General features: G+C 43.5%; 18 protein-coding genes and 1 pseudogene. 5 read left to right on the plus strand and 14 right to left on the minus strand.

Going from position 1 to position 23,830, the window contains the following annotated elements:
• Positions 1–13 precede the first annotated feature (13 nt).
• Positions 14–739, plus strand: a complete 726-nt coding sequence (gene phoU / locus ACJHW7_RS15420; RefSeq protein WP_000377785.1) for a phosphate signaling complex protein PhoU — start codon at positions 14–16, stop codon at positions 737–739.
• A 424-nt stretch (positions 740–1,163) separates the two neighbouring features.
• Positions 1,164–1,247: pseudogene (locus ACJHW7_RS15425) on the plus strand (hypothetical protein); the annotation flags it as partial.
• Positions 1,248–4,148: 2,901 nt separating this feature from the next.
• Here the strand turns inward: ACJHW7_RS15425 and ACJHW7_RS15430 are convergent.
• On the minus strand, positions 4,149–5,336 hold the full coding sequence (locus ACJHW7_RS15430; RefSeq protein WP_021557351.1) for a pentapeptide repeat-containing protein: 1,188 nt from the start codon (positions 5,334–5,336) through the stop codon (positions 4,149–4,151).
• Positions 5,337–5,636: 300 nt separating this feature from the next.
• On the opposite strand from ACJHW7_RS15430, the gene ACJHW7_RS15435 reads away from it, so the two are divergent.
• Positions 5,637–8,045 (plus strand): type III effector, encoded by a 2,409-nt coding sequence (locus ACJHW7_RS15435; protein WP_072847838.1) that lies wholly within the window; start codon positions 5,637–5,639, stop codon positions 8,043–8,045.
• A 136-nt stretch (positions 8,046–8,181) separates the two neighbouring features.
• On the opposite strand, the gene yieH is transcribed toward ACJHW7_RS15435, so the two are convergent.
• On the minus strand, positions 8,182–8,847 hold the full coding sequence (gene yieH, locus ACJHW7_RS15440; protein ID WP_021557349.1) for a 6-phosphogluconate phosphatase: 666 nt from the start codon (positions 8,845–8,847) through the stop codon (positions 8,182–8,184).
• Between the two features lie 166 nt (positions 8,848–9,013).
• On the opposite strand from yieH, the gene adeP reads away from it, so the two are divergent.
• Positions 9,014–10,351, plus strand: coding sequence for an adenine permease AdeP (gene adeP, locus ACJHW7_RS15445; RefSeq protein WP_000082693.1), 1,338 nt, complete (start codon positions 9,014–9,016; stop codon positions 10,349–10,351).
• A gap of 53 nt (positions 10,352–10,404) precedes the next feature.
• On the opposite strand, the gene yieF is transcribed toward adeP, so the two are convergent.
• The 7 genes from yieF to tnaC all read right to left on the minus strand — a co-directional run bounded on the left by yieF (position 10,405) and on the right by tnaC (position 17,188).
• Positions 10,405–10,971: a class I chromate reductase YieF gene (gene yieF / locus ACJHW7_RS15450; RefSeq protein ID WP_001626317.1), complete on the minus strand. Its 567-nt coding sequence runs from the start codon at positions 10,969–10,971 to the stop codon at positions 10,405–10,407.
• Positions 10,972–10,992: 21 nt separating this feature from the next.
• Positions 10,993–11,742: a 4'-phosphopantetheinyl transferase family protein gene (locus ACJHW7_RS15455; RefSeq protein ID WP_001491398.1), complete on the minus strand. Its 750-nt coding sequence runs from the start codon at positions 11,740–11,742 to the stop codon at positions 10,993–10,995.
• Between the two features lie 156 nt (positions 11,743–11,898).
• A complete protein-coding gene (yidZ, locus tag ACJHW7_RS15460) occupies positions 11,899–12,858 on the minus strand; it encodes an HTH-type transcriptional regulator YidZ (protein ID WP_021557348.1) in 960 nt (319 codons plus the stop codon).
• Positions 12,833–14,008: a multidrug efflux MFS transporter MdtL gene (gene mdtL / locus ACJHW7_RS15465; RefSeq protein WP_040235092.1), complete on the minus strand. Its 1,176-nt coding sequence runs from the start codon at positions 14,006–14,008 to the stop codon at positions 12,833–12,835. Before mdtL ends, yidZ begins: the two co-directional genes overlap by 26 nt.
• 131 nt (positions 14,009–14,139) lie before the next feature.
• Positions 14,140–15,387: a low affinity tryptophan permease TnaB gene (gene tnaB / locus ACJHW7_RS15470; protein WP_000131911.1), complete on the minus strand. Its 1,248-nt coding sequence runs from the start codon at positions 15,385–15,387 to the stop codon at positions 14,140–14,142.
• Positions 15,388–15,477: 90 nt separating this feature from the next.
• Positions 15,478–16,893 carry a tryptophanase gene (gene tnaA / locus ACJHW7_RS15475; protein WP_001295247.1) on the minus strand — a complete coding sequence of 472 codons (1,416 nt, stop codon included), beginning with the start codon at positions 16,891–16,893 and terminating at the stop codon, positions 15,478–15,480.
• A gap of 220 nt (positions 16,894–17,113) precedes the next feature.
• On the minus strand, positions 17,114–17,188 hold the full coding sequence (gene tnaC, locus ACJHW7_RS15480; protein WP_001364348.1) for a tryptophanase leader peptide: 75 nt from the start codon (positions 17,186–17,188) through the stop codon (positions 17,114–17,116).
• 399 nt (positions 17,189–17,587) lie between these two features.
• Between tnaC and ACJHW7_RS15485 the strand changes: the two genes are divergently transcribed.
• Entirely contained in the window at positions 17,588–19,750 is a 2,163-nt protein-coding gene (locus ACJHW7_RS15485; RefSeq protein WP_072847837.1) for a ShET2/EspL2 family type III secretion system effector toxin, read from the plus strand.
• A 138-nt stretch (positions 19,751–19,888) separates the two neighbouring features.
• On the opposite strand, the gene mnmE is transcribed toward ACJHW7_RS15485, so the two are convergent.
• The 5 genes from mnmE to rpmH all read right to left on the minus strand — a co-directional run bounded on the left by mnmE (position 19,889) and on the right by rpmH (position 23,745).
• Positions 19,889–21,253 carry a tRNA uridine-5-carboxymethylaminomethyl(34) synthesis GTPase MnmE gene (gene mnmE, locus ACJHW7_RS15490; RefSeq protein WP_001282344.1) on the minus strand — a complete coding sequence of 455 codons (1,365 nt, stop codon included), beginning with the start codon at positions 21,251–21,253 and terminating at the stop codon, positions 19,889–19,891.
• A gap of 105 nt (positions 21,254–21,358) precedes the next feature.
• Positions 21,359–23,005 carry a membrane protein insertase YidC gene (gene yidC / locus ACJHW7_RS15495; protein ID WP_000378250.1) on the minus strand — a complete coding sequence of 549 codons (1,647 nt, stop codon included), beginning with the start codon at positions 23,003–23,005 and terminating at the stop codon, positions 21,359–21,361.
• Positions 23,006–23,007: 2 nt separating this feature from the next.
• On the minus strand, positions 23,008–23,265 hold the full coding sequence (yidD, locus tag ACJHW7_RS15500; protein ID WP_001307474.1) for a membrane protein insertion efficiency factor YidD: 258 nt from the start codon (positions 23,263–23,265) through the stop codon (positions 23,008–23,010).
• Positions 23,229–23,588 (minus strand): ribonuclease P protein component, encoded by a 360-nt coding sequence (gene rnpA / locus ACJHW7_RS15505; RefSeq protein WP_000239730.1) that lies wholly within the window; start codon positions 23,586–23,588, stop codon positions 23,229–23,231. Before rnpA ends, yidD begins: the two co-directional genes overlap by 37 nt.
• 16 nt (positions 23,589–23,604) lie before the next feature.
• Positions 23,605–23,745 (minus strand): 50S ribosomal protein L34, encoded by a 141-nt coding sequence (gene rpmH, locus ACJHW7_RS15510; protein WP_000831330.1) that lies wholly within the window; start codon positions 23,743–23,745, stop codon positions 23,605–23,607.
• Positions 23,746–23,830: the final 85 nt, after the last annotated feature.

A 23,830-nucleotide genomic window follows, 5' to 3' on the forward strand; every position in this document is an offset into this window, starting at 1 on the left:
TCAGGAGTGCGTTATGGACAGTCTCAATCTTAATAAACATATTTCCGGCCAGTTCAACGCCGAACTGGAAAGTATCCGCACGCAGGTGATGACCATGGGCGGCATGGTGGAGCAGCAGCTTTCTGATGCAATCACCGCGATGCACAACCAGGACAGCGATCTGGCGAAGCGCGTCATCGAAGGCGACAAGAACGTCAACATGATGGAAGTGGCGATCGATGAAGCCTGCGTGCGCATTATTGCCAAACGTCAGCCGACAGCGAGCGACCTGCGTCTGGTTATGGTGATCAGTAAAACCATTGCTGAACTGGAGCGTATTGGCGACGTGGCGGACAAAATCTGCCGTACTGCGCTGGAGAAATTCTCCCAGCAGCATCAGCCGTTGCTGGTAAGTCTGGAGTCGCTGGGCCGTCATACCATCCAGATGCTGCACGACGTGCTGGACGCGTTCGCGCGGATGGACATTGACGAAGCGGTACGTATTTATCGTGAAGATAAAAAAGTCGATCAGGAGTATGAAGGTATTGTTCGTCAACTGATGACCTACATGATGGAAGATTCGCGTACCATTCCGAGCGTACTTACCGCGCTATTCTGTGCGCGTTCTATCGAACGTATTGGCGACCGCTGCCAGAATATTTGTGAGTTTATCTTCTACTACGTGAAGGGGCAGGATTTCCGTCACGTCGGTGGTGATGAGCTGGATAAACTGCTGGCGGGAAAAGACCCCAAAGAGTAGTGCTAACTGTAGGCCAGATAAAGCTTTTTGCCGCATCTGGCAATCAGCCCGGTCATACATAGTTACCGGGCTGATAAACTTTCTCACTGAAATATTGCCACACAAACTCACCTCGAAACTCTCCCCAGTACATTGCATATACATTATTACATTTGAATTATTTTACTTTTAATGTAGTGCCACGCTATAAAAACATTTTTGTTATTCTTTTCATTTATATCGCTACCTGCACAGAGAATGGAAAAGAAAACAAAAAACAGGGTGAAAGCCCTATATCGAAACATACATAATGAGCGATTTTTTACAGTATTCATAGGTGGTTTAGCCATAATCGTCTCAAACCAACACCCAGGTATGCTTTTTAAGACAAATCGGCTATGTGTTGTGCTTGGGCGAATAAATATTGTGTTCAGGAGAAATGATTATGGCTATATCATCATATAGTACAGTTACAGATAAATTTGCTAATCTGACTAAAATACCAGATGAAAATATGAATGAAAAAAATAGAACGCAAAAATATTCAGGAAAAATTGGTTTGTCTGTAGATGGTGTGGGTAAGTATTCAGTAACTCATAAAGATATAACAAACATTTTAGCTGGTGATAGTCAATCTTTTCTTAAACGAAGTCTTTGGGAATTTATACGCGATCTTTTTCCTATGTATCATATTAAGGAGGCTAAACAAGCCATTATAAATTTTGTGACGGAACCTGGTGATAAAGTTGAGATGTTTAATAGAATTAAATCTCTCGCCAATGAAGATCAACAATGGCGTTTTAATGCGACTACAGAATTTACTGTAGATGAAAATAAAGACATTATTGTTAGTAGAGTATTTAAAATAAATATTAACTCGAAAGATAATCATAATGATGTTGAAGAAAATACAATGCATTCTGTATTTTCAGAAGATCTCAGTTTGGATATTTATAAGCATAATATTCATTTTGATGAGAAGGCTTTTCAATCAGGAATGTTGAAAATACAGTTCCCAAATGATAATGAAAAGCTTAGCGTATATTTAAAAAATAAAATCCCCTTTGAAAATATCACAATCGATTTATCTGCGCTGGAAAAAGAAGCCCTGGCATCTCTAAAATATTGTAACTTTAAAAAAGTGACATTCACTGGTGCTATATCTTACGAAAATCTTAATGGTTCAGTATTTGAAAATTGTTTTTTTGAGGACTGTATTTTTGAGAATGTGTCACTTGTTAGCTCCAGGCGTCGAGTAAAACCAAATAATGAAATACCTATTTACGGCGTGTTTAAAGGATGTTTTCTATCTCATTGTGATATAAACAATTTTAACATAGATACATCAAAAATATACTCTGTAAATCAAGATTCCGATGTGGGTAAGCCGGTTGGTGCATATCTGTTTATGCAATCATTTGTATATGAATGTACTCTTGTGAATGGAGTGTGTAAAAATGCAAGTGTTATTGCAAGCAGTTTGTTATGTTGTAAAATAGCAAAGCTTAATGGTGCTGAAATGGATTTCATAGGGACTTCGTTTTATCACGATTATAGACGTGAATATAAATATGATAATCATTTTTATTATTGTGATTTTAGCTCCTCTGATATGACATGCAAGCGAAATGGAATTCGCAAAGATTTACTGGATTTTGATCCCAGAGAGTATTTCAAAAAGGATGGAGGTAAACTTAATCTGGATAAACGCATTTCTGACTTTATCTACATTAATATTTTCCCTAATATGAGTGAACATCATTATATAAATGATAAAGACGTTGGTGGTGATATAGAAAAATATTTAAAACTTAGTAATTGCAATTTACTTAAAACTTGTTTGGGCGAGTCAATCAATGGAATTAAATTGGATGATTGTGCTATTGATCCTTCAACCACTTGGTTAAGTGGTAATCTTGCTGCGAATACCCAGATTAGAATTCCTGTTTATATGGACATGAAAGGAGCTATAGCTGAAAATGGCATTTCAGATTTCATGGAAAATTTAATGGAAATTAATTCATGGGTAGAAGAATTTAATAATTATGGCAAGGATGCGAAAAGTTATTACCAAAAGGAACTATTATATTTACAATCTTTGTTGGTCAAGCTGGGTAGCTTCAATCTTGATAATGAAGGAAAAAAATATCAACTTAATGATGAAGCTATCCAGTATATTATATTAAATGTTTTGTACAATATAGAAAAAGATATAGCCAATGAAATAGATATTGATAAAGTGAATTTCATGCATAACCTCTATACTGGATTCTTTTGGCAATTTCATTACAATGAACGTGAATATTTAAAAATAAATCGTTCTGGTATTTCAAACAGCAAAACATTTCACTTCCACTTTAATTTTAATGATTTGCGAGCTCTTTACAGCAGTTATAATAAAAATCATAAAAATGATAATCTTTATGATTTTGATAGTTTTGATAAAATGCAAAAGATATTTTTAGCGTTGAATGTATTTAAGGAAAGAACGGAAATAAATTACAGGGATTATAGAAAAGTATCAAAATATGTAGATGATAAAGTCGATTTATTCTCTGGCATTGAACGATATTTACTGGGGGTAATTGAGAAAAATAATAGCTATAATGAGGAAAATTATGGTAATAAAAAAGACAAATATGCCAAGCTTATTTATGAAAGAAATTATTTAGTCGCTACTAAGGATCAATTGATTAATGAGAGTTTTGAATTAAATAATAAAGACAATAAAGATAAAAAAGATGTAGCCAGAATTAATGAGATTAATGAAATACTAAAGACAATAGATGGAAAACTACCAAATATAAGTGATGAGATTCTACATCTTAAGGATGAAACAGAGAGATTGGAGGAAGAGTATCAACAAGAAAATACACTTAATGATGTAGTTCAAAATATCAGGCGTTGGCTAAAAGAAAATGAAAATATGGTGAAAGCTATTAAGAAAATTGATACTAATAACATGGCGAATAAATAAACGGATCAAGTCGTTCCTGTGACAATGAGGTTATACGAAAAAGACGCTTACGCATTAGAAATCTGGTGTACTTTAATTAAACCAGTGTCGCTGATGTGTAAGCGTCGACGTTGGGAGACGATTAAATTGTTATATCACCGCTACGCCCTTTCCAGACGGCGTATAAGAGTGCAATATGTTGAGTTTTCCGAGTGAATGGTGCATTTTATTAACCGAGCCATTTGAATAAGCCAACGCAATAAAACAGACTGGAATAATAAGTCTGTATTTATTGTTCATCACAATCGCACTCTACGGTTTTATCCTGCTGAAATGAGACAGCCTCCAGCGTTTGTGGATGATCCTTGAACGAGAGTCATGGTCTGGTGTCAGGATTCACAAATGACCTGTTTCCTGACATGGATATAAACCCAACATAGAGTGCGGTAGTTAATCTTAAAAATCTATAGTCGGCTACTCAGCACAAAACATCATTATTGATTCTTTATAAGAAAGAATCTCGCCATCATTTTTATATAAATCACTATTAAGGAAATCCAGAAACTCTTGCCTTACACTATAAATATTAGCTTTTTGGTCAACTAATGATAATAATATATCCTTGACACCTTTTAATTTTATATCTCTATCAGATATTGTATTAAGTGTGAAGATGATATTACGTTTATTACAACTGGAGAACCAATATTTTAGAATATTATTCGTCCACTTTGTTGGTGTCTTAATTAGTTGCGCTGTTGTTGTTTTAACATTATTAAATGTAGAACCACTAAAATTTGTCCCGACGCATGAAATAAAATTCATTTCTGAATTATCAAAATTACAATTCTTTATCTCACACATATCAAAATTAACATCATGAAATGTCGAACATTTCATGTCTGCATGTGAAAATAAACATGCAATAAACGTTATATATTGCAACCTGGAATGACAAAAAGATTTATTTTTAAAGTCAAAAGAACAGGTTTTTTTGATTTTGAAGTTGTTATTGTATCTGCAATATAAAGAAATCATGTTTTTTATTAACTGATAACACCACTGTGATGATTCTGGTAATTCATTGGGGTATAAATGGAAGTTTTCATCGAATATAACCTGTGCATTATGGTTGTTTATTGATGATATATGAAAGCTATAATTTGTTAAAGCTATGGTTGTGCTAAAATTATGGTGGTGATCAGCACTCATAAAATCAAATGTAACAATGTCGTGGTTTCCTTTCTTTTCTTTGTGATATGCGTTTAAAAAAGAAATATTTTCGATCTGTTCATCAGTTAATGTAAATGGCATTTCGTCATCAAAGAAAGCGTAATCGGCATTTGGGAGAGGAATACTCTCAATTGAGCATAGTTTTAATAAAAAAACATGAAAACAATGAAACATGTTTTTATGCATAAGAGAACTTAATCTCTGTTGTATCTTCTGTAGTTGTCCTTTAGGAAGTAAATGCTGTAAATTTGAAAAAGAGTCATCTAAAATATATTTATATGTAAAAATGTCATCTCTTGGACCATTTATTAAAAAATCGTCAGACAATTTAGAAAAACGATTGAGATGACATAAATATTCCATTTGCTCCATGTCTATATAGTTATGGGGAACTGCGTGGTTTGGTGGTGTGCCAATAAGATTATCCATAAATCACCTTGATAAAATTTAATAAAATCTCTTTATTTTAACCTCGACAATAAAAGCGGCTATAAAAAAACGCTCATTTTCTGATGCTGCGGTTAACCTGTGGAATGTGCCGTTAACCCCCTAAAAATTGCAAATCCAGGGTGAACACCCTGGGTTAAAATGGAAATAATGAGCTATTTTTTACAGTATTCACCGGTAATATAAGTAACACTTGTTGCTAACCTAACTAGCAGTACGGTTAATTAACAACATAGAAGTTATTGTTTTTCAAACAACTCAATATTGCACGCCGGAGGATTTATGGTCGCTAAATTAAAACCAGATGTTTTTGTTAATACTAATCCTTTTTTAGAAGCAATGTATAAGGAGAGGCTTAGTCATAAAGGCTATTCTGATAAAATTGCTTTAAGTATTAATGATAAGAAATATAATGTAAACTCTAAGGATATTGAAAATATTCTTGATGGCAAAGGGGATTTATTTAAAAAACGTACACTGTGGGAGTTTGTTCGCGATCTTTTTCCTGGATCTCATATTAAAGAAGTCAAAGGCTTAATTTACGAATTTGTCACGAAAGTTGATAACAAAGCCGAGGTGTTCGATAAGATTAAATCGCTGGCAAAAACAGAACAACAATGGCGATTTAGTACTAAGACAGACTTTACCACAAATGAAAATAATGAAGTTATTGTGAGTAGATCCTTTAATCTCTACACGGGGGCTACTTCGAATGATAACGAAAAAAAACAGGTTTCTTCAGAGAGATTAACGCTTGATAATTATCTTGATGATTCACATTTTGATAATTCTCCCTTGAATAGATTAACGTTTGATGATTATTCTGTAAAACTTACGACGCTGATTAAAAATAAAATTCCTATTATTAATACAACAATCAATTTATCATCGTTGTCTAAGGATGTTTTAAATTCACTAAAATATTGTAGTTTTAAGAATGTAATTTTTTCAGGAGTGATAAACAGCCCTAACCTTGAAGGTCCGGTTTTTGAAAATTGCTATTTCGATGATTGTAAATTCAACAACATACAGCTTTATGAGACTAATGATGATACTGTGGGGTCAGGAAATAAAAAACCAATAAAAGGTATGTTTAAAGGTTGTTTTATTTCTAAATGCAAAATTGAAAATTATAGATGTGAGACGTCTAAAATCTACAACGTTACACAACCTGTAAGTATTAATGAAAAATTAGGTTCTTATCTCTTTATGCAGTCTTTTGTTCAGGATTGCACAATTCAGGGGGGATATTGTCCTGGTTCGAGTATACTTCTGAGTCATTTTTATAACTGTACGATAGCGAAACTTGATGCTCATGGGATGGATTTTTTGGCAAACGCATTCACTAAGTCTAGTGATAACGAAGCCAGGGCGCAGGATCAGGGAACTGTGTTTAATTATTGTAATTTGAATAGTATTAATATGAAGTGTAGTCTTGGTAATGCGAGTTCCGATGAATATAAGTTTAACCCAGAAGAGTATTTTTCTGATTACATTGAAAGAAGATCGAGAACTCTTAAGTTGGATGATAATTTTTCTAACTGCGTAGGGAATATCGAGAAGGCTGTTAAAACTTCATTTAGCAAGCAGAATTCAGAGAATGATAATATCTCCTTTAATTATTGTGATTTGCGGAGTGCCAATTTAGACAGTTATTACAGAGAAGATTGGTGCAAAGACTGTTCTATTGATCCAGATTCAATTTATTTAGAAGATGGTGTTACACCGATAAAATACATTTATATGAATCTGGACGGAGCTATAAGTAAAGACAAAATACCTAATTTCTTAGAAAAGGTAAATGCTATCAATAGCGATATAAAAGATTTTTATAATACTGAGACAAAGATTAAGGAAGAATATAATAACGCATTTTCAGAGCTAGAGTCGTTTTTGTCTACACTTTATGTTGAAAATAAATCGTACGAGGAGAAATATCATTTTAATAATAGTAGGTCTGAATTTTTTATTTTCAAAGATATGCAATATAAAGCACAAAATATTATTACCAATATGATAGAAAGTGACCGGATTAAGTTTATTGAATCTATCATAAATAAAATCATTCCACCGGCAGATATAAAAATGCCTACTAAAGATTCAGACAAATTTATTCGACAAAAACAACATGAGTCTCATAACCAATTTGATATTGATTATAAATTGAATTATGGTGACCTTGTCCCCCTTTTTGAAGGTGTTGAAAAAAAACAAATTGAAGCGCTAAAAATCCAATTGGAAAATATAAAAAATTTCAAAGCATATTACGACTCAGAGCTCAATAAGTTTGCTTCCGATTTTCGAAATTTTTCCAGTGCATTTGCAATTAACTGGGAGGATTTACAAAAAAACTATCAGGAAATAAATACTTCCATTAAAGATTACGATGACTTATTGCGAGAAATTAAAGAGTTAACCATAAGTCGTAATAAATCATTAGAGGATAAAAGGACTTTATTTGATAACAAAAGGGACAATTGGAATAGTATAGAAGTGCAGGATGAAGTAAATGTATTGAATGCGAAAATTGTCGATTGTGATGATAAAATACGTTCTAAGCTTACTATTATTCGAAATAATAGACTTGAGAATCAATATAAAGACGATAAAAACATCAGTGACGCGATGCGTAATATTCTGGATTGGTTCGAACAGTATTCCGATATTGTAAAAAATATAACCAAGGCTTAACTATGCAGAGGGTGGATGACAGGACGAATAACGACATAATTTATTCATAGGGAATAGACGCTTACTCATCAGACACCTGGTGTTCTTTATCTCAAACCAGCGTGACTGATGTGTAAGCGTTGAAGTAAGGAGGCGATTATCGCGTTATATTCCAGCCGCGTGCCTTCCAGAGCGCAGGCAGCTGCGACAGCTCGGTAAAGGTGGTGACTTTCGGGTGAACGATCGGCTTATTGTGCGGGTCAGCGCAGAAGTAAAACACTTCCATTCCGGCATCTATCCCTGATTGAGCGCCAGCGCTGGAGTCATCGACCAGAATGCAGTTTTCAACGTTCACATTCATCGCTTTTGCCGCATGGAACATTAATGCCGGATCGGGCTTCCAACGCTGGATATCGTAGCCGCTGAACAGTTTTTCCGGGAAGTAGTGCAGCATGTTGAGCTTACCCAGCGAATGCTGCATTTTGCTGACCGGACCGTTAGAGACGACGCACATCGGCACGTTAACGCTCGCCAGCAATTCGTTCGCGCCTGCGATGTCCGCAAGTTCGGTATCAAACAGACGCGCTACTTCTGCGCGGTAAACGTGCTCGGCATCGGCCTGGACCATCGTCACGCCATGTTCTTTACTGATGATGTCGATGATTTCGTAGAGTTTTACGCCTTTAAAACGGGTAAAAATCTCCTCCAGGTCAACGTTAATGCCAAATTCCCTGAACATCGTGACATAGGCGCGAGAGCAAATGACCTCGCTATCGACCAGCGTACCGTCGCAGTCGAAAAATACCGCTTCTATCTGGGACATGTCTTTCCTTTATCGTTAGTTTAACGTTTTCGTCATGCCAATTCGCATGACGCAATCGTTGCCGTATAAGCAAATACAATGAAAAAAAGTTATCTTCAGCCGTCCATATTGTCTCATTTTGGTATACGATAGCGACGGATTTTCCCTCCTTGTTCGGAAATAGATAATGAGTCAACAACACACAACCCAGGCTTCTGGCCAGGGGATGCTGGAACGCGTGTTTAAACTGCGCGAACATGGCACGACGGCACGGACCGAAGTGATCGCCGGTTTTACCACCTTCCTGACGATGGTTTACATCGTTTTTGTTAACCCGCAAATTCTTGGCGTTGCTGGCATGGATACCAGCGCCGTCTTCGTCACTACCTGTCTGATTGCTGCATTCGGCAGTATTATGATGGGGCTGTTTGCTAACCTGCCAGTTGCACTGGCACCCGCTATGGGCCTGAATGCGTTCTTCGCTTTTGTCGTTGTGCAGGCGATGGGCTTGCCGTGGCAAGTCGGGATGGGCGCAATCTTCTGGGGCGCGATTGGTCTGCTATTACTGACGATTTTCCGCGTTCGCTACTGGATGATTGCCAACATTCCGGTGAGTCTGCGTGTGGGCATTACCAGCGGTATCGGTCTGTTCATTGGCATGATGGGGCTGAAAAACGCAGGTGTGATTGTCGCTAACCCGGAAACGCTGGTCAGCATCGGTAATCTGACTTCTCACAGCGTGCTGCTGGGGATCCTCGGCTTCTTCATCATTGCTATTCTGGCCTCACGCAACATTCACGCAGCGGTGCTGGTTTCTATCGTGGTGACAACGCTGCTGGGCTGGATGCTGGGTGATGTCCACTACAATGGCATCGTTTCTGCGCCGCCGAGCGTAATGACTGTCGTGGGTCATGTAGATTTAGCCGGGTCGTTTAACCTCGGGCTGGCAGGGGTGATTTTCTCTTTCATGCTGGTCAACCTGTTTGACTCCTCCGGTACGTTGATTGGCGTGACCGATAAAGCAGGTCTGGCAGATGAGAAGGGGAAATTCCCGCGCATGAAGCAGGCGCTGTATGTCGACAGTATCTCTTCCGTGACCGGTTCGTTTATCGGTACTTCTTCCGTTACGGCTTATATTGAGTCCTCTTCCGGCGTATCGGTTGGCGGTCGTACCGGTCTGACGGCAGTGGTTGTTGGTCTGCTGTTCCTGCTGGTTATCTTTCTGTCGCCGCTGGCGGGAATGGTGCCAGGCTACGCTGCAGCTGGCGCGCTGATTTACGTTGGCGTGTTGATGACCTCAAGTCTTGCTCGCGTGAACTGGCAGGATCTTACTGAATCTGTTCCGGCGTTTATTACCGCTGTGATGATGCCGTTCAGCTTCTCGATTACCGAAGGTATTGCGCTGGGCTTTATCTCCTACTGCGTGATGAAGATTGGTACCGGGCGTCTCCGTGACCTTAGCCCGTGCGTAATCATCGTTGCGCTGCTGTTTATCCTGAAGATTGTATTTATCGACGCTCATTAAAATCGATAGCGCATTAAAAACCCGCCATGCATGATTGCTGGCGGGTTTTTTATTTAGATCTTAACTCGCTGAATAAACTCACCAAATGCGGTCAATTGCCCGGTCAGGTGGTCCAGCGTACCCTGATCAATCACTTCTCCGGTTTGCGGATCAACTTTGTTCTGAATCACGCCGCCCATAAATTCCGGCTTGTTCATCACCATTGCATCGAGGAAAACCAGAATCTGACGCAGGTGATACTGACAGCGCGCGCCGCCAATCACGCCCATTGAGCTGGTCTGAATCAACACCGGTTTACCGGCCAGCGGTTGATCCGGCAGGCGGGAAAGCCAGTCGATGGCATTTTTCAGCCCACCCGGTACCGAATAGTTATATTCCGGCGTGACGATCACCACACCGTCAGCCTGACGGATCTGTTCCGCCAGAGCTTCAACCGTTGCTGGAAAACCTTCTTCCTCCTGTACGTCAGCGTCATACAGGGGAATGTCGGCAATGGAAGGTAACGCATTGACTTCCATGCTCGCCGGAGCAATTTTCGGCAGGGTACGTGCAACCATGCCATTAAATGAGCCTTTGCGCAGGCTCCCCAGTAACGTAACCACCTGCAATTTTTCAGACATAATGACTCCTGTGGTTGTCTATCAATTTGGCGAAAAAGCCTTCATGGTAGAGAGCTGGGCAAAACGCATCATCCGGCTGGTAGGATTGTTGGCGCGGCTGTGAATATCCGGCAGGCTTTTCCAGCCGTGTTTGCCATCTAACTCCCAGACACTGAGCTTTTCAATCGTGGGCGTGACCGCCACGGACCACACCAGCACGTCCTCCGCGTCGCATAACGCTTCTACATGATTTACATGAGCACATTTCAGGCGTCCGGCAATGGGCAGCAGCTGCAGATCGCGCGGATCGTCATTCAAAACATCACCGGTTAGTTTTAGCACGCTTCGGCGCAGCGTGATGAGCTGCGCCCGCGCTTCGTTAGGATCGTTTTGTTTACTGATCCATAGCGATTCATTGCTGGAAAAGGTGTGGTTATCGGGCGCGTGTGGGCTATGAAACCCGCGTGTCGCACGCTGCAGTTCCATATCGAGGCCACATTCACCTTCGGTTGTTAACGCCACGCCAACCATATTCCCGGCATAGGAAATAGAAAACGAAGGCAAATTTTTATCGCTGAAAACCGGTTTACCTTTCGGCAGGGTGACGATTTCCGGCAATTCGCCAATGCCATACAGCATGAACATCAGTTCTGCGAGTAAACCTCTGGACGCCAGAAAACGGCTTTGACGATGAGGGGGAATGTTTCGGGCTTCTTGATGACACTGGGAGGGGAGACGAACAGAAATCAGATGTCCTTCCGTTAAAATCCCTCGGGCAAAGTGAGTCGCCATTTTTCGCTCCATGCTTAATGGTCCATTATGAATACAAGAGTAATCATTTACTGGAATGATGGACAGACTAAAGCGGCTAAAAGTTCGATTCAGACAAGTTTATTACAAATTTTTTACATTTTATTGTGAAATAGGGTCGCGTTTCATACGATTCGGTTATGCCATCGACGCGTAAAGATTTTTAATGGTTTCCCGTAACCAGACGATCTTCGGATTATGGCTGTTCCGTTTGTGCCACAGCAGGGTAAAAGGGACTTCCAGCTTTTTTTGCTGGCTTTCGTCAAACGGGAGAGGAAGAGCAACCAACGGCAGTTGGTGGAGTTGATTGTAGTACTGACAGTAGCGCGGCGCGGTCGCCAGTAGCAGATTGTCGGGCTGCGCTGCCATAAACAGCGACTGCTCGAATTCCGGCAGGCTCATAGCAATCGTGCGTTCGCGCCCCAGCTCCTGTAACACATTGTCCAGCGCCCAGGTATCGCTCTGTTCCCAGCAAATGCTGATATGCGGATAACGTAAAAAGGTGTCCAGATTCCACGTTTCATGCAGTGCCGGATGATCTTTGCGTAACCAGACGCAAGGCACATCACTAAACAGCACTTCATAATCAATGGCTAACGGTAGCGAGCTTAACAGCTCCCGCGAGCGAGGATGGCTTTCGCGACCGGAAAAACCGATATCCACTTCACCACGAGTAATGGCATCTAAGGAATCGTAATCCCAGTTACGTAATTTGATGGTCGCCTGCGGGTAACGTTGGTAGATCTGTTTCGACAGCGCATTAAGCATGATCATCATTAGCGGTGATTCTGCCGCCAGCTCAAACTTTAGGCCGCTCGGTGTCTGGTGATGCGGTTTATCCAGCAGCAGGTTGCTCATTTGCATCCACTCCGCCAGATTTTGCTCCATGCTGACCATTAGCGGTGTGGGCGACAGCCCCAGCGGTGAGTTCACAAAGAGCGGGTCGTCAAACCACGCTCTTAACTTTGCCAGCGACTTACTCACCGCCGAAGGGGTCACGTTCATCCGCTTCGCCGCTTTGGTCACGCTGCGCTCCTGCATCAGCAGTTGCAGACAGAGCAGCAGATTGAGATCAAGCGTGGTGATGGATTTCTTCATGAGCGGCAACGGGGCGTCCAGGCGCGACGAACATAATCAGCAACAGGCTCACTATGCTACATGCAATCAGAATCCCGATCAGCATATTCCATGCGCCGATACCAACCACCGCCGCCAGCCAAATCCACAGTGACGAACCGCAAACCTGCGCAATACCTAAGGTCGAGCTGGCTACACCCGCGCGTAATGAAAACGGCCCTAACGCCTGACTCATCGCCACACCAAAACCAACCGAGAAACCGGCGCAAATCAGCGTGATACCAAACAGAGAAACCGCATGGGAAGGTGAAACGGCAAGAGTGATCCCCGCCGCCAGGAATAACACCTGTGAGGTGATCATCAACGTACGTGGCTTAAAAATTCCCAGCGCAAATGGCGTCGAGAATGAAACGGTCATGCTGACGCCAGCGGTCAACGCCATAATGGTGGCGTATTCTCCGCGCTCAAAACCCATGATTTCCATCAGCAATACCGGCGACGTGTTGACGAAGGTGAGGATCACCGAAACGCTGAGGGTGGTGATAACAACACGGCTGAGGAAAAACCGATTAAGCAGCGACTCGCTATTTTCTCGTGATTTGTCCGAAGCTGCGGGGGCGGCAGGGCGCGTTTCTTTTAAAATAAACAAAGACAACATCAGTACCGCGATGCCCATTATTGCCATCGTCCAGAACAGACTCTGCCACGGGAATTTAAGCATAATCAGATGACCGAGCACCGGCGCTAACACCGGAATGATGCAGGTAATGCCGTTGAGTAACGACAGCACTTTTGCCCGACGTCGATCATCCAGCGTGTCGCGCAAAATGGCGAATGCCACCACGTAACAACAGCCCGCGCCCAACCCCTGTAGAAAGCGCCCTGCAAGAAATAACGTACTGGTTTCAGCCTGTGAACAGAACACCGAAGCGATAATAAATAGCGCCGCGCCGGGGATGGCGACCGGTTTTCTCCCTGAACGATCGGCCACTTTACCGGCAAATAACATCGCAGCTGCCATACCTGCCAGATAAACGGAGAACGCAATATGTAACTGCGCTTCGCTGGCATTGAGATCGGCGGCGATGCGCGGTAAACCAACGAGGTACATATCAATCCCAGCGGGATAAAGTAAAACCAGGGCAAAACTACAAATCAAAAAGCGGGACATGGGCTAAAGCGTCCTGATAGTAAGGTGACGCAAAGCATACGTGGTGAAGGAGGATCAGGCGAGTTGCCATTTGGACATAAGTGATTTCCTGAGAGGCAAGAAGCCAGCGAATGACTGGCTTCTTGAAGGATTTAGCCAAATTTAGGTAACACGTTAAAGACGTTGCCGAACCAGCACAAAATTACGGTTATACCAAAGAGAATGACAATCGCCGGAATAAGATTGCCGCCCCAGACCGTGAACATCTGATTGGGAAACTTTTTGCGAGCTTTTATTGCCAGCACCGCGGGGATAATGACCGCCCAGATAGTGGCGCACAGCCCGGCACCGCCGATCCCGTAAATAAAGCCATTCGGGAAGATCAGATACAACAACGCGGGTGGCAGGAAGGTTAACAGCACGGTTTTGAAACGCCCGCCGTGGGAGTTATCAATCTTAAACAGGTCCGCCAGATAATCGAACAACCCCAGCGTGACACCAAAAAACGAGCTGGCGACAGCTAAGTTGGAGAACACCAGCAGGCAAAACTCGATAATGCCGTGCTGTTTGGTGCCGAGGAACGATTTCACCAGTGAATCAACGTTGCCGCCTGAGGAAATAATCGCCTTAAAGCTTTCTCGCGGAATATTCCCCATGGTGCAATAGAGCCAGAAGAGATAAATCACCAGCGCCAGCAGCGAACCGAAGACCACGCTTTTGATTAGCTTATCTTTGCGTTTGCCATAGCAAATAATCAGGCTGGGAATATTGCCGTGGAAACCAAATGACGCCAGACACACCGGCAAAGCCATAAAGATATACGGGAAGTAAGACGTTCCCGCAGTGGTGCTGGTGGCATCGCGCAGAATGGAGTAATCGACCTGGAAGAAGAAAGAACCAAACACGATCACAAAGGAGATAATCTTCAGCCCGAGGAACAATGAGGTAATACGACTGGCGGCTAACGAACTTATCCACAATACGCTGGCAACGAAAATGGCTGTGCAGATCCCGACAATACGCGGATTAGCGTGATAGCCCAAATTCATTGATATCGTTTCACTAATGATTGCACCATTAGCAGAGATATAGGCATAAGTGAGGATATAGAGAACGAAGGCAACGGTAATACCGCTGATAATGTTCCAGGTGTTACCAATTAAATCTTTGGTGATGGTGTTAAAACTGGAGCCGACGGGATAATTTAAATTTGCTTCTAATAACAATAACCCGGAATGAAGCATTGAAAACCAGGCAATGATAAGGATAAAGGCACCCCAGAAAAACCAGGCACCGGCAAGATCAACAGGTAAAGCAAACATACCTCCACCAATTACTGTACCTGCTATAACCATAACACCCCAAAATGCAGAGTGCTTTTTTTCAGCTTGATCAGTCATGATGCCACCTTTAGAGGAAGGCTATTTTTGTTATTGAGGATGTAGGGTAAGAGAGTGGCTAACATCCTTATAGCCACTCTGTAGTATTAATTAAACTTCTTTCAGTTTTGCGGTGAAGTGACGCAATACTTTCGGTTCGTAGGTAAAGGTTAACCCTTTAATATTCGCCGCGTTCTCTTTCACATGTTTAAAGGCTTCAATAATGAAGTCCATATGTGTTTGAGTATATGTTGCGCGCGGAATGGTTAAACGCAGTAGTTCTGCCGGGCATGGCAGTTGTTTACCGGTTTTCGGATCGCGGCCTAACAGGAAAGAGCCAATTTCTACCGCGCGGATACCGGCGACTTTATACAGCTCGCAGGCCAGCGCCTGTGCCGGGAATTGATCAGCCGGGATATGCGGCAACAGTTTACCGGCATCAACGAATGCCGCGTGACCGCCCGCCTGCTGGCAGACAACGCCAATCTCTTCCAGACCATCGACCAGATACTGCACCTGCGCAATACGATAAGCCAGCCAGTCCAGATTCATGCCGTCATACAGACCTACGGCCAGACGCTCCATCGCGCCGCCTTCCAGGCCGCCATATGTCGGGAAGCCTTCCTGAACTACGCAAAGGGTTCTGCACTCGGTGTACACATCAAAGAAACTGTCGTCTTTCATGCACAGCAAGCCGCCCATCGGCACCATCGCATCTTTCTTGGCGGACATCGCCAGCATATCGGCATATTTGTAGGTTTCGCGGGTGATCTGCTCGATGGTCCAGTCTTTGTATTCTGCTTCACGCTGCTTGATGAAATAGGCGTTTTCAGCAAAGCGCGCGGAGTCCATTACCACCGGAATATCGTATTTCTTCGCGATGCTGTACATCGCTTTTAAGTTTGCCAGTGAAACCGGCTGACCGCCTGCGGAGTTACTGGTGATGGTTGCAACGATATACGGCACGTTATTCGGACCAACTTCTTCAATACCGCGTTCTAATCCCTCAAGGTCAAAGTTGCCTTTAAAGTCGTAACGCACGCCCGTATCGAATGCTTCTTTGATATAGACGTTACGCACGGTACAGCCGTTGATCTGGCTATGGCCCTGCGTGGTATCAAAGAAATAGTTAGAGAACGCCACCATTTTGCTGCGATCCAGGCCTTTTTCCTGCTCGCGTTTTTTAATCAGTACCGGAATATAGATTTGCTCTGCGCCACGGCCCTGGTGAGTCGGAATGGTGTATTGATAACCAAAGATATTTTTCACTGACTCGGCTAACGCATAGTAGCTGCGGCTGCCGCTGTAAGCTTCGTCGCCGCGCATCATCGCAGCCTGCATGCTCTGCGTCACCGCCCCGGTGCCGCTGTCGGTCAGTAAATCGATAAACACATCTTCGCTATCCAGCAGGAACGGGTTCATACCGGATTTAATAATTGCCTCTTCACGATAAGCGCGAGTGGTACGTTTTACTGGCTCAATAACACGAATGCGGAACGGTTCAGGGAGATGTTTAAAGTTTTCCATTACATAATCCTTCATTTATTTTAATTACAGTGATCCCTGTGAATATTACATTTGCAATATCCATTAATTCGCCATGTATATATGCAAGCACCATCATTTACTAACACAAGTAAATAAACGAGAGATGACCTTTGCAAAAGGAAAAATTAAGATATAGCAAACAAATAGATCACATTGAATCTAATCGGTTTGGCTCTGGTGATGGCTACAGAAGGGCAAATCAAGGGCGGTGATCGACAATCTTGTTGTCAATATTGAACCATTTTGAGGTCACACATATATGTAAGATATTCATAATGCACTTATCCTCGAAAGACACGAGGCTACAGTATAATACTCAAGAAATTTGTCTATTCTAAAATTGTTTAAATGTGAATCGAATCACAATTAGATATTGGCTGTGTTTGTGATAGCTGGCCCATACAAAATATTAGCAAAAATCCATGAATGGATAAATTTTTTAATTTTTATCATTATTGTTGAAGATGATGGCATTGATTATAGGGGTTCCATTACAAGGAGCTGTTTCCCACATTGACGTCCCGGTTTACCCACTTCATTACCAGGTTGATGACCTGATGGGCTAATGACGTAAAAAGACAAATAACTCTATAAATGAGCGAAATTTGATAGTTGATTTTTAAATAGTAACCTTATTATTACTACAACTTTCATATGGATGAGGGGAAAGAAAATGGTTGATAACGTAACTGTTGGCGGTGTATGTGCACAATCTCCTTCTTTCATGCCTGATTTGGATGGAGGAAAAAATAAAGCTCAATTGATCATTGATGATATAGTGGCGTATCTTAAAAATCCTTCAGTTTATTCGCTTGAAAAAGAAGGTCCGTTAAATCATTTTGTTAATAATTGTAGCGAGATTGAACCATGGGTTTTAATCGGTGGTGGACTTATTATTATTGTCTCCACATCTGAGCAAGACCCTGAAGGTCTGATTGTAACTGTGGGGGATATTGAAGGAAAGTGTGCTACACAGATTCCCGTACCACCTGCGCTTACAACATCCCTCAAAGATATTTTTATTCGCCCTCATACGAACGCAAAGTATGAGAGTTTTACAAAAGAGCAGATAAAAGCCAACATTAAATCTAATGTTATAAATTATAATTGTAAATTGCATTTTAATGAAAAACCAGAAAATGAGATCGTGTGCAGGCATCTTTCTCTACAATATTGTATAGATTCAATGAATGAACATACAGGGAAAGTTCCATTAAAGGCTTACTATTCATCTCCGGAAGATATACAAAAACATATTCCATTCGAGCTTGAGCAGCAATTTGACAATCTACAAAAAAATCCACCACCCGGTACATGCGTTGTTGCCTGTGATAAGTTTGGGGAGGCATTATCAGTCTTTTTTCACAGAATGGAAAAAGAGAAGTTAACGCATATGGCGGCAATCGTTCAATCTCAAACACACGCTATGGCCGTCCGCTTGAGAATCAAAAAAACGCCTGCTGGTGAAACAGAATATGTTGTATCCTTTTATGATCCTAATGCAACCAATACTGCAGTACGCTATAAAGCAAACAACTGTGATTCTTTTGGGTCATTGCGATCCTTTATGAATATTAAACAGGCACAAAAAAAATGGGTAATCACAGAAATTTGCTCCGACTGTGTAGGAATAACTCCTTATCTCCCTCGAGAACAAGCCCATTTATTAAGTGGTATAAATAATGAGTTGCAACCACCATTATCACCATCAGCATTACATCTATTAATACAAATGGGGATGCATGAAAACATTGTTCTTTTTTTTGATAAATTTAAAAACTCCCAAGAAATGACAGCATCAAAGGTTCTTGCTGCGAAATCAATTACAGGAACATATGGATTATATGTATTATGGTATCAAAATAGTATTGATACTTTTAATGAATTCATAATAAATTTAAAAGAGTTGACCAGAAAGTATAATTTTAGCCATGGCGATCTGGAAAATATACTCCTTGCGAAAGATTACCTCGGTGTGAGCTGGATTCCTAAGGCTTTAAGAAATAATCAAAATAAAATTGTCAAAGCATGGTTGTTGGCGATAGATGACTTTGAGAAAGAATTTGAGGTAAATAAAAATGAAATGCTTCTTAGTATAGTAAATGAAATAGACTCAACTTATGATTTAAATAGCGCTATTAAAACCAATGATTATGCTGTTGTTAATATATTATTAGCCAATATAAAAGCCAAAATGTTTAAAAATGAAATAAATAAAGAAGATATATTGAAACTGATGGCAGCAAGAGAAAAAGTGGCGGGAGCATCAGACAAATGGACGAAGGCATCAGGCTTATATTCTGCGATAGTGAAAGGGCATACGGAGATTGTTGCTGCCTGGATGGAGACAGCTGAAGTGATAGCCAGCCATTATGAAAATGATAAAGATGTAGTGAGAGAACTACTGTCGCTGAGCAGAAATAATGCAGTTTGCTCTTTGTATGTTGCCAGCTATAAGACAATGAGTAAGCAGGTCATTGATGTATATCTGAATGCGGCGATTCGCCTGGCGTTGCAACACGGGTTCACTTTCGATGAAATTGTGGAGCAGTTTACCCGTGACTTTGATGGGAAGTCATTCTCTCATGTGGTAGAGAAAGCGGATGATATATATATGGGACTCTGGCTGAAAATACTCAAAATTGTGGTTGGTGAAAATGAAAATTATCTTAAAGATGTGATGATGCAACTGGAAGCGAAGAATAATGAAGGTAAATCTGTAATAAGTCAGGCAAATGGCAATCCTGTATTTAAAGAACTATTCTGGAAAGCAATAGACGAATTTAACTTTCCGCAAGAGGAGCTTAATCGGTTAAACCAATATCGTTCTCTGTAAAGACAGGACTGCAAGATGTTGAAAGTCGCTCCAGCCAGTAGTAAAGGCAGTTTTGGTGCAGGATGCTCATAAAAAAACAAGCGCTGTTCCGTTCTGATAGTAGAACGGAACAGTGCCCTTTATATCAATTAAGACGACTTACTTACCAATACAGAAGCTGGAGAAAATCCGCCCCAGCAGGTCGTCAGAGGTAAATTCCCCGGTGATTTCGCTTAAGTTCTGCTGCGCCAGGCGCAACTCTTCCGCCAGTAGTTCGCCTGCCCAGGCACCTAACAGTTGCGCTTTACCTTGCTGCAAATGCTCCGCTGCCTGTTCCAGCGCCTGTAGGTGGCGACGGCGCGCCAGGAAGCCGCCTTCCATGTTGGTGTCAAAGCCCATGCTCTGTTTGAGATGGTTACGCAGCACGTCCACGCCTTCGCCAGTCCTTGCAGACAGACGAATTAACGCGTGACCGTTCACTTCACTTATTCCCAGCGTTTCGCCGGTGATATCGGCTTTATTGCGCACCACGGTGATCGGCAGTTTCGCTGGCAGACGGGCGATAAATTCCGGCCAGATCTCTGCCGGATCAACGGCGTCTGTCGTGGTGCCATCGACCATAAACAGCACGCGGTCGGCCTGTTCAATTTCCTGCCACGCGCGCTCGATCCCAATACGTTCAACTTCGTCACTGGCTTCACGTAGCCCGGCGGTATCGATGATATGCAGCGGCATTCCGTCAATATGGATATGCTCACGCAGCACGTCACGCGTGGTTCCGGCGATATCGGTTACGATTGCCGCTTCACGGCCCGCCAGCGCGTTTAACAGGCTCGATTTACCGGCGTTAGGACGTCCGGCAATCACCACCTTCATCCCTTCGCGCAACAAACTACCCTGACGTGCTTCAGCACGCACTGCATCGAGATCGGCAATCACGTCATTAAGCTGGGCTTCAATTTTTCCGTCGGAGAGGAAATCGATCTCTTCATCGGGGAAATCAATTGCCGCTTCGACGTAAATGCGCAAGTGGGTGAGGGCTTCCACCAGATGGTTGACCCGTGCGGAGAATGCGCCTTGCAGCGAGTTAAGTGCCGAACGGGCTGCCTGTTCCGAACTGGCATCGATAAGATCGGCAATCGCCTCGGCCTGGGCTAAGTCGAGTTTATCGTTAAGAAACGCGCGTTCGGAAAACTCACCAGGGCGAGCAATCCGCAGGCCGGGAATGGTCAGAATGCGTTTTAACAGCAGGTCGAGGATCACCGGACCGCCATGACCCTGCAGTTCCAGCACATCTTCGCCGGTGAACGAGTTCGGGCCAGGGAACCATAGCGCAATCCCCTGATCGAGCACGCTGCCGTCGGCGTCTTTAAACGGAAGATAATCGGCGTAGCGCGGCTTAGGCAGTTTACCCAGCACGGTTTCGGCAACTTCACGGGCTTTGAAGCCGGAGATGCGCAGGATGCCAACGCCGCCACGTCCCGGAGGCGTGGCCTGGGCTACGATAGTGTCATTATCGCTCATGATGTTCCTGTTGCTTTGTGTGGCGGATGCGCGGTGCTTATCCGCCCTACGAAAAGAAAAAAGGCGGTCAACTGACCGCCCTTATTTTAGCGAAAACTCACCGAATCAGGATTTTTTCTTCTCGCGGCTATGCAGGCCACGTTTTTCCAGACCACGGTAAATCAGCTGCTGCTGAATAATGGTTACCAGGTTGCTGACGATATAGTACAGCACCAGACCTGACGGGAACCACAGGAAGAACACGGTGAAGATGACCGGCATAAAGGTCATGATCTTCTGCTGCATCGGGTCGGTCACAGTGGTCGGCGACATCTTCTGAATGAAGAACATCGTTACGCCCATCAGGATCGGCAGGATGTAGTACGGGTCCTGTGCAGACAGGTCGTGGATCCACAGTGCGAACGGCGCCTGACGCAGTTCAACGGAACCCATCAGCATGTAGTACAACGCCAGGAAGATTGGCATCTGGATCAGCAGCGGGAAGCAGCCGCCCAGCGGGTTAACCTTCTCAGCTTTGTACAGCGCCATCATTTCCTGGCTGATACGCTGTTTGTCATCGCCCAGACGCTCACGCATCGCCTGAATCTTCGGCTGCAGCATACGCATCTTCGCCATGGAGGTGTACTGCGCTTTGGTCAGCGGGTACATGATGCCACGAACGATAAAGGTGATGATGATAATGGAGAAGCCCCAGTTACCCACAAAGCTATGGATCCATTTCAGCAGTTTGAACAGCGGCTGAGAGATGAACCACAACCAACCGTAATCAACGGTCAGATCCAGGTGCGGAGCAACAGCTGCCATTTTGTCCTGGATTTCCGGGCCAACCCACAGGGTGCTGTTCATCGCGCCAGTCTGACCAGGCTGAACCAGTACCGGCTGAGATTTATAGCCGATAGCGGCGATGCCGTTACCCAGATTAGCAGTATAGAAGTTGTTGGTACCGTCGTTATGCGGGATCCACGCCGTCGCGAAATACTGTTGCAGCATTGCCACCCAACCACCTTTCGAAGAGATGTTCAGGTTTTCGTTATCGGCAATGGTATCGAACTTGTATTTCTCATACTTCTCGTCAGGCGTGGAGTACGCCGCGCCACGGAAGGTGTGCAGTGCGAAGTTGCTGCTTCCGGTATCGAGATGCGGTGGCAGAGTGATGGATTGCTTCAACTGACCAAATGAGGAGATTTCCAGCGGTTTCTCGCCAGCATTCTGCACGTTGTAGTTGACGTTGACAGCGTAATCACCACGTTTTAGGACAAACGTTTTGGTAAACGTGTTGCCTGCCGCGTCGGTATACGTCATCGGCACCTGCAGTTCGTTTTGACCTTCAGCCAGCACATAAGCGTCTTTTTCAACGTTATACAGCGGACGCGGGCCGTTAGCCGGGTTATCCGGGCCATCACGACCGGTCAGACCGCTCTGTGCCTGATAAATAAACTGCGGTGAAGTTTCCAGCAGCTGGAACGGCTGGGTAGAGTTCAGCTCTTTCGGGTAAGCAGGCAGCAGAGCTTGCTCAACATCACCACCACGGGTGTTGATGGTCAGATCAAGCACGTCGGTCTTAACCGAGATCAGTTTCCCCTGGCCACTGGCCGGTACGCCCTGGTCGGCGGCGCTACCCGCTGCGGTGGTCGTTGTCTGCGTGGTCTGTTGGGCCTGAGGTTGCGGGTTTTTATCCTGCTCCCAGGCTTGCCAGATCATGAAAGACACGAACAGCAAAGCGATGACTAAAAGATTGCGTTGCGAATCCATCGTTAGTGTTCTCTGGTATCAAATGGTCCGGGCGGGACGGGATCGTCACCACCAGGGTGTAAAGGGTGGCATTTTAATACGCGTTTCACCGTCAACCAACTGCCTTTTATCACTCCAAACCTGCGCAATGCCTCAATTCCGTAGCTTGAACAGGTTGGAGTGAAACGACAATGCGGCCCGAGTAGCGGACTAATCAGGCGTTGATAGACCCGAATGAGGGCTATCAGGACCCGCGAGCCAGGCGACAGTGGCGGCGCCATAATTTTTCCAACGCTTCCGAGAGAGCACGGTTATCGAGGTCGGCAACCCCTTTTTTCGCCACCACCACGAAATCCATAGCCGGGAGTTCATGTTGGCGCAGACGGAAGCTTTCACGCGTCAGACGTTTAATCCGATTGCGTTCATGGGCGCGTCGAACGTTTTTCTTGGCGACTGTAAGACCGATACGGGGATGCCCCAGCGAATTCAGGCGGCCGAGAATGGTAATTTGCGGCGTGCCAGCCCGTTGTGGCTGCTGGAAGACGAATGTGAATTGACTGGGAGTTAACAAGCGTAACTCCCTGGGAAATGCGAGCTTAACCACTCAGGGGTTAGCTTTATTACTTAGAAACGGTCAGACGAGCGCGGCCTTTAGCACGACGACGTGCCAGAACCTGACGACCATTTTTAGTAGCCATACGAGCACGGAAGCCGTGAGAACGGTTGCGCTTCAGTACAGACGGTTGAAAAGTGCGTTTCATGGCGATTTCTACCTAAACTTGAATAAATTCAATGGCTTTATTGGATATCCGCCGAAAAATGAAACGATGGACACCGAAGCCATGG

It is taken from the genome of Escherichia sp. WS1152, assembly GCF_046487665.1.
Lineage (GTDB): Bacteria > Pseudomonadota > Gammaproteobacteria > Enterobacterales > Enterobacteriaceae > Escherichia > Escherichia coli.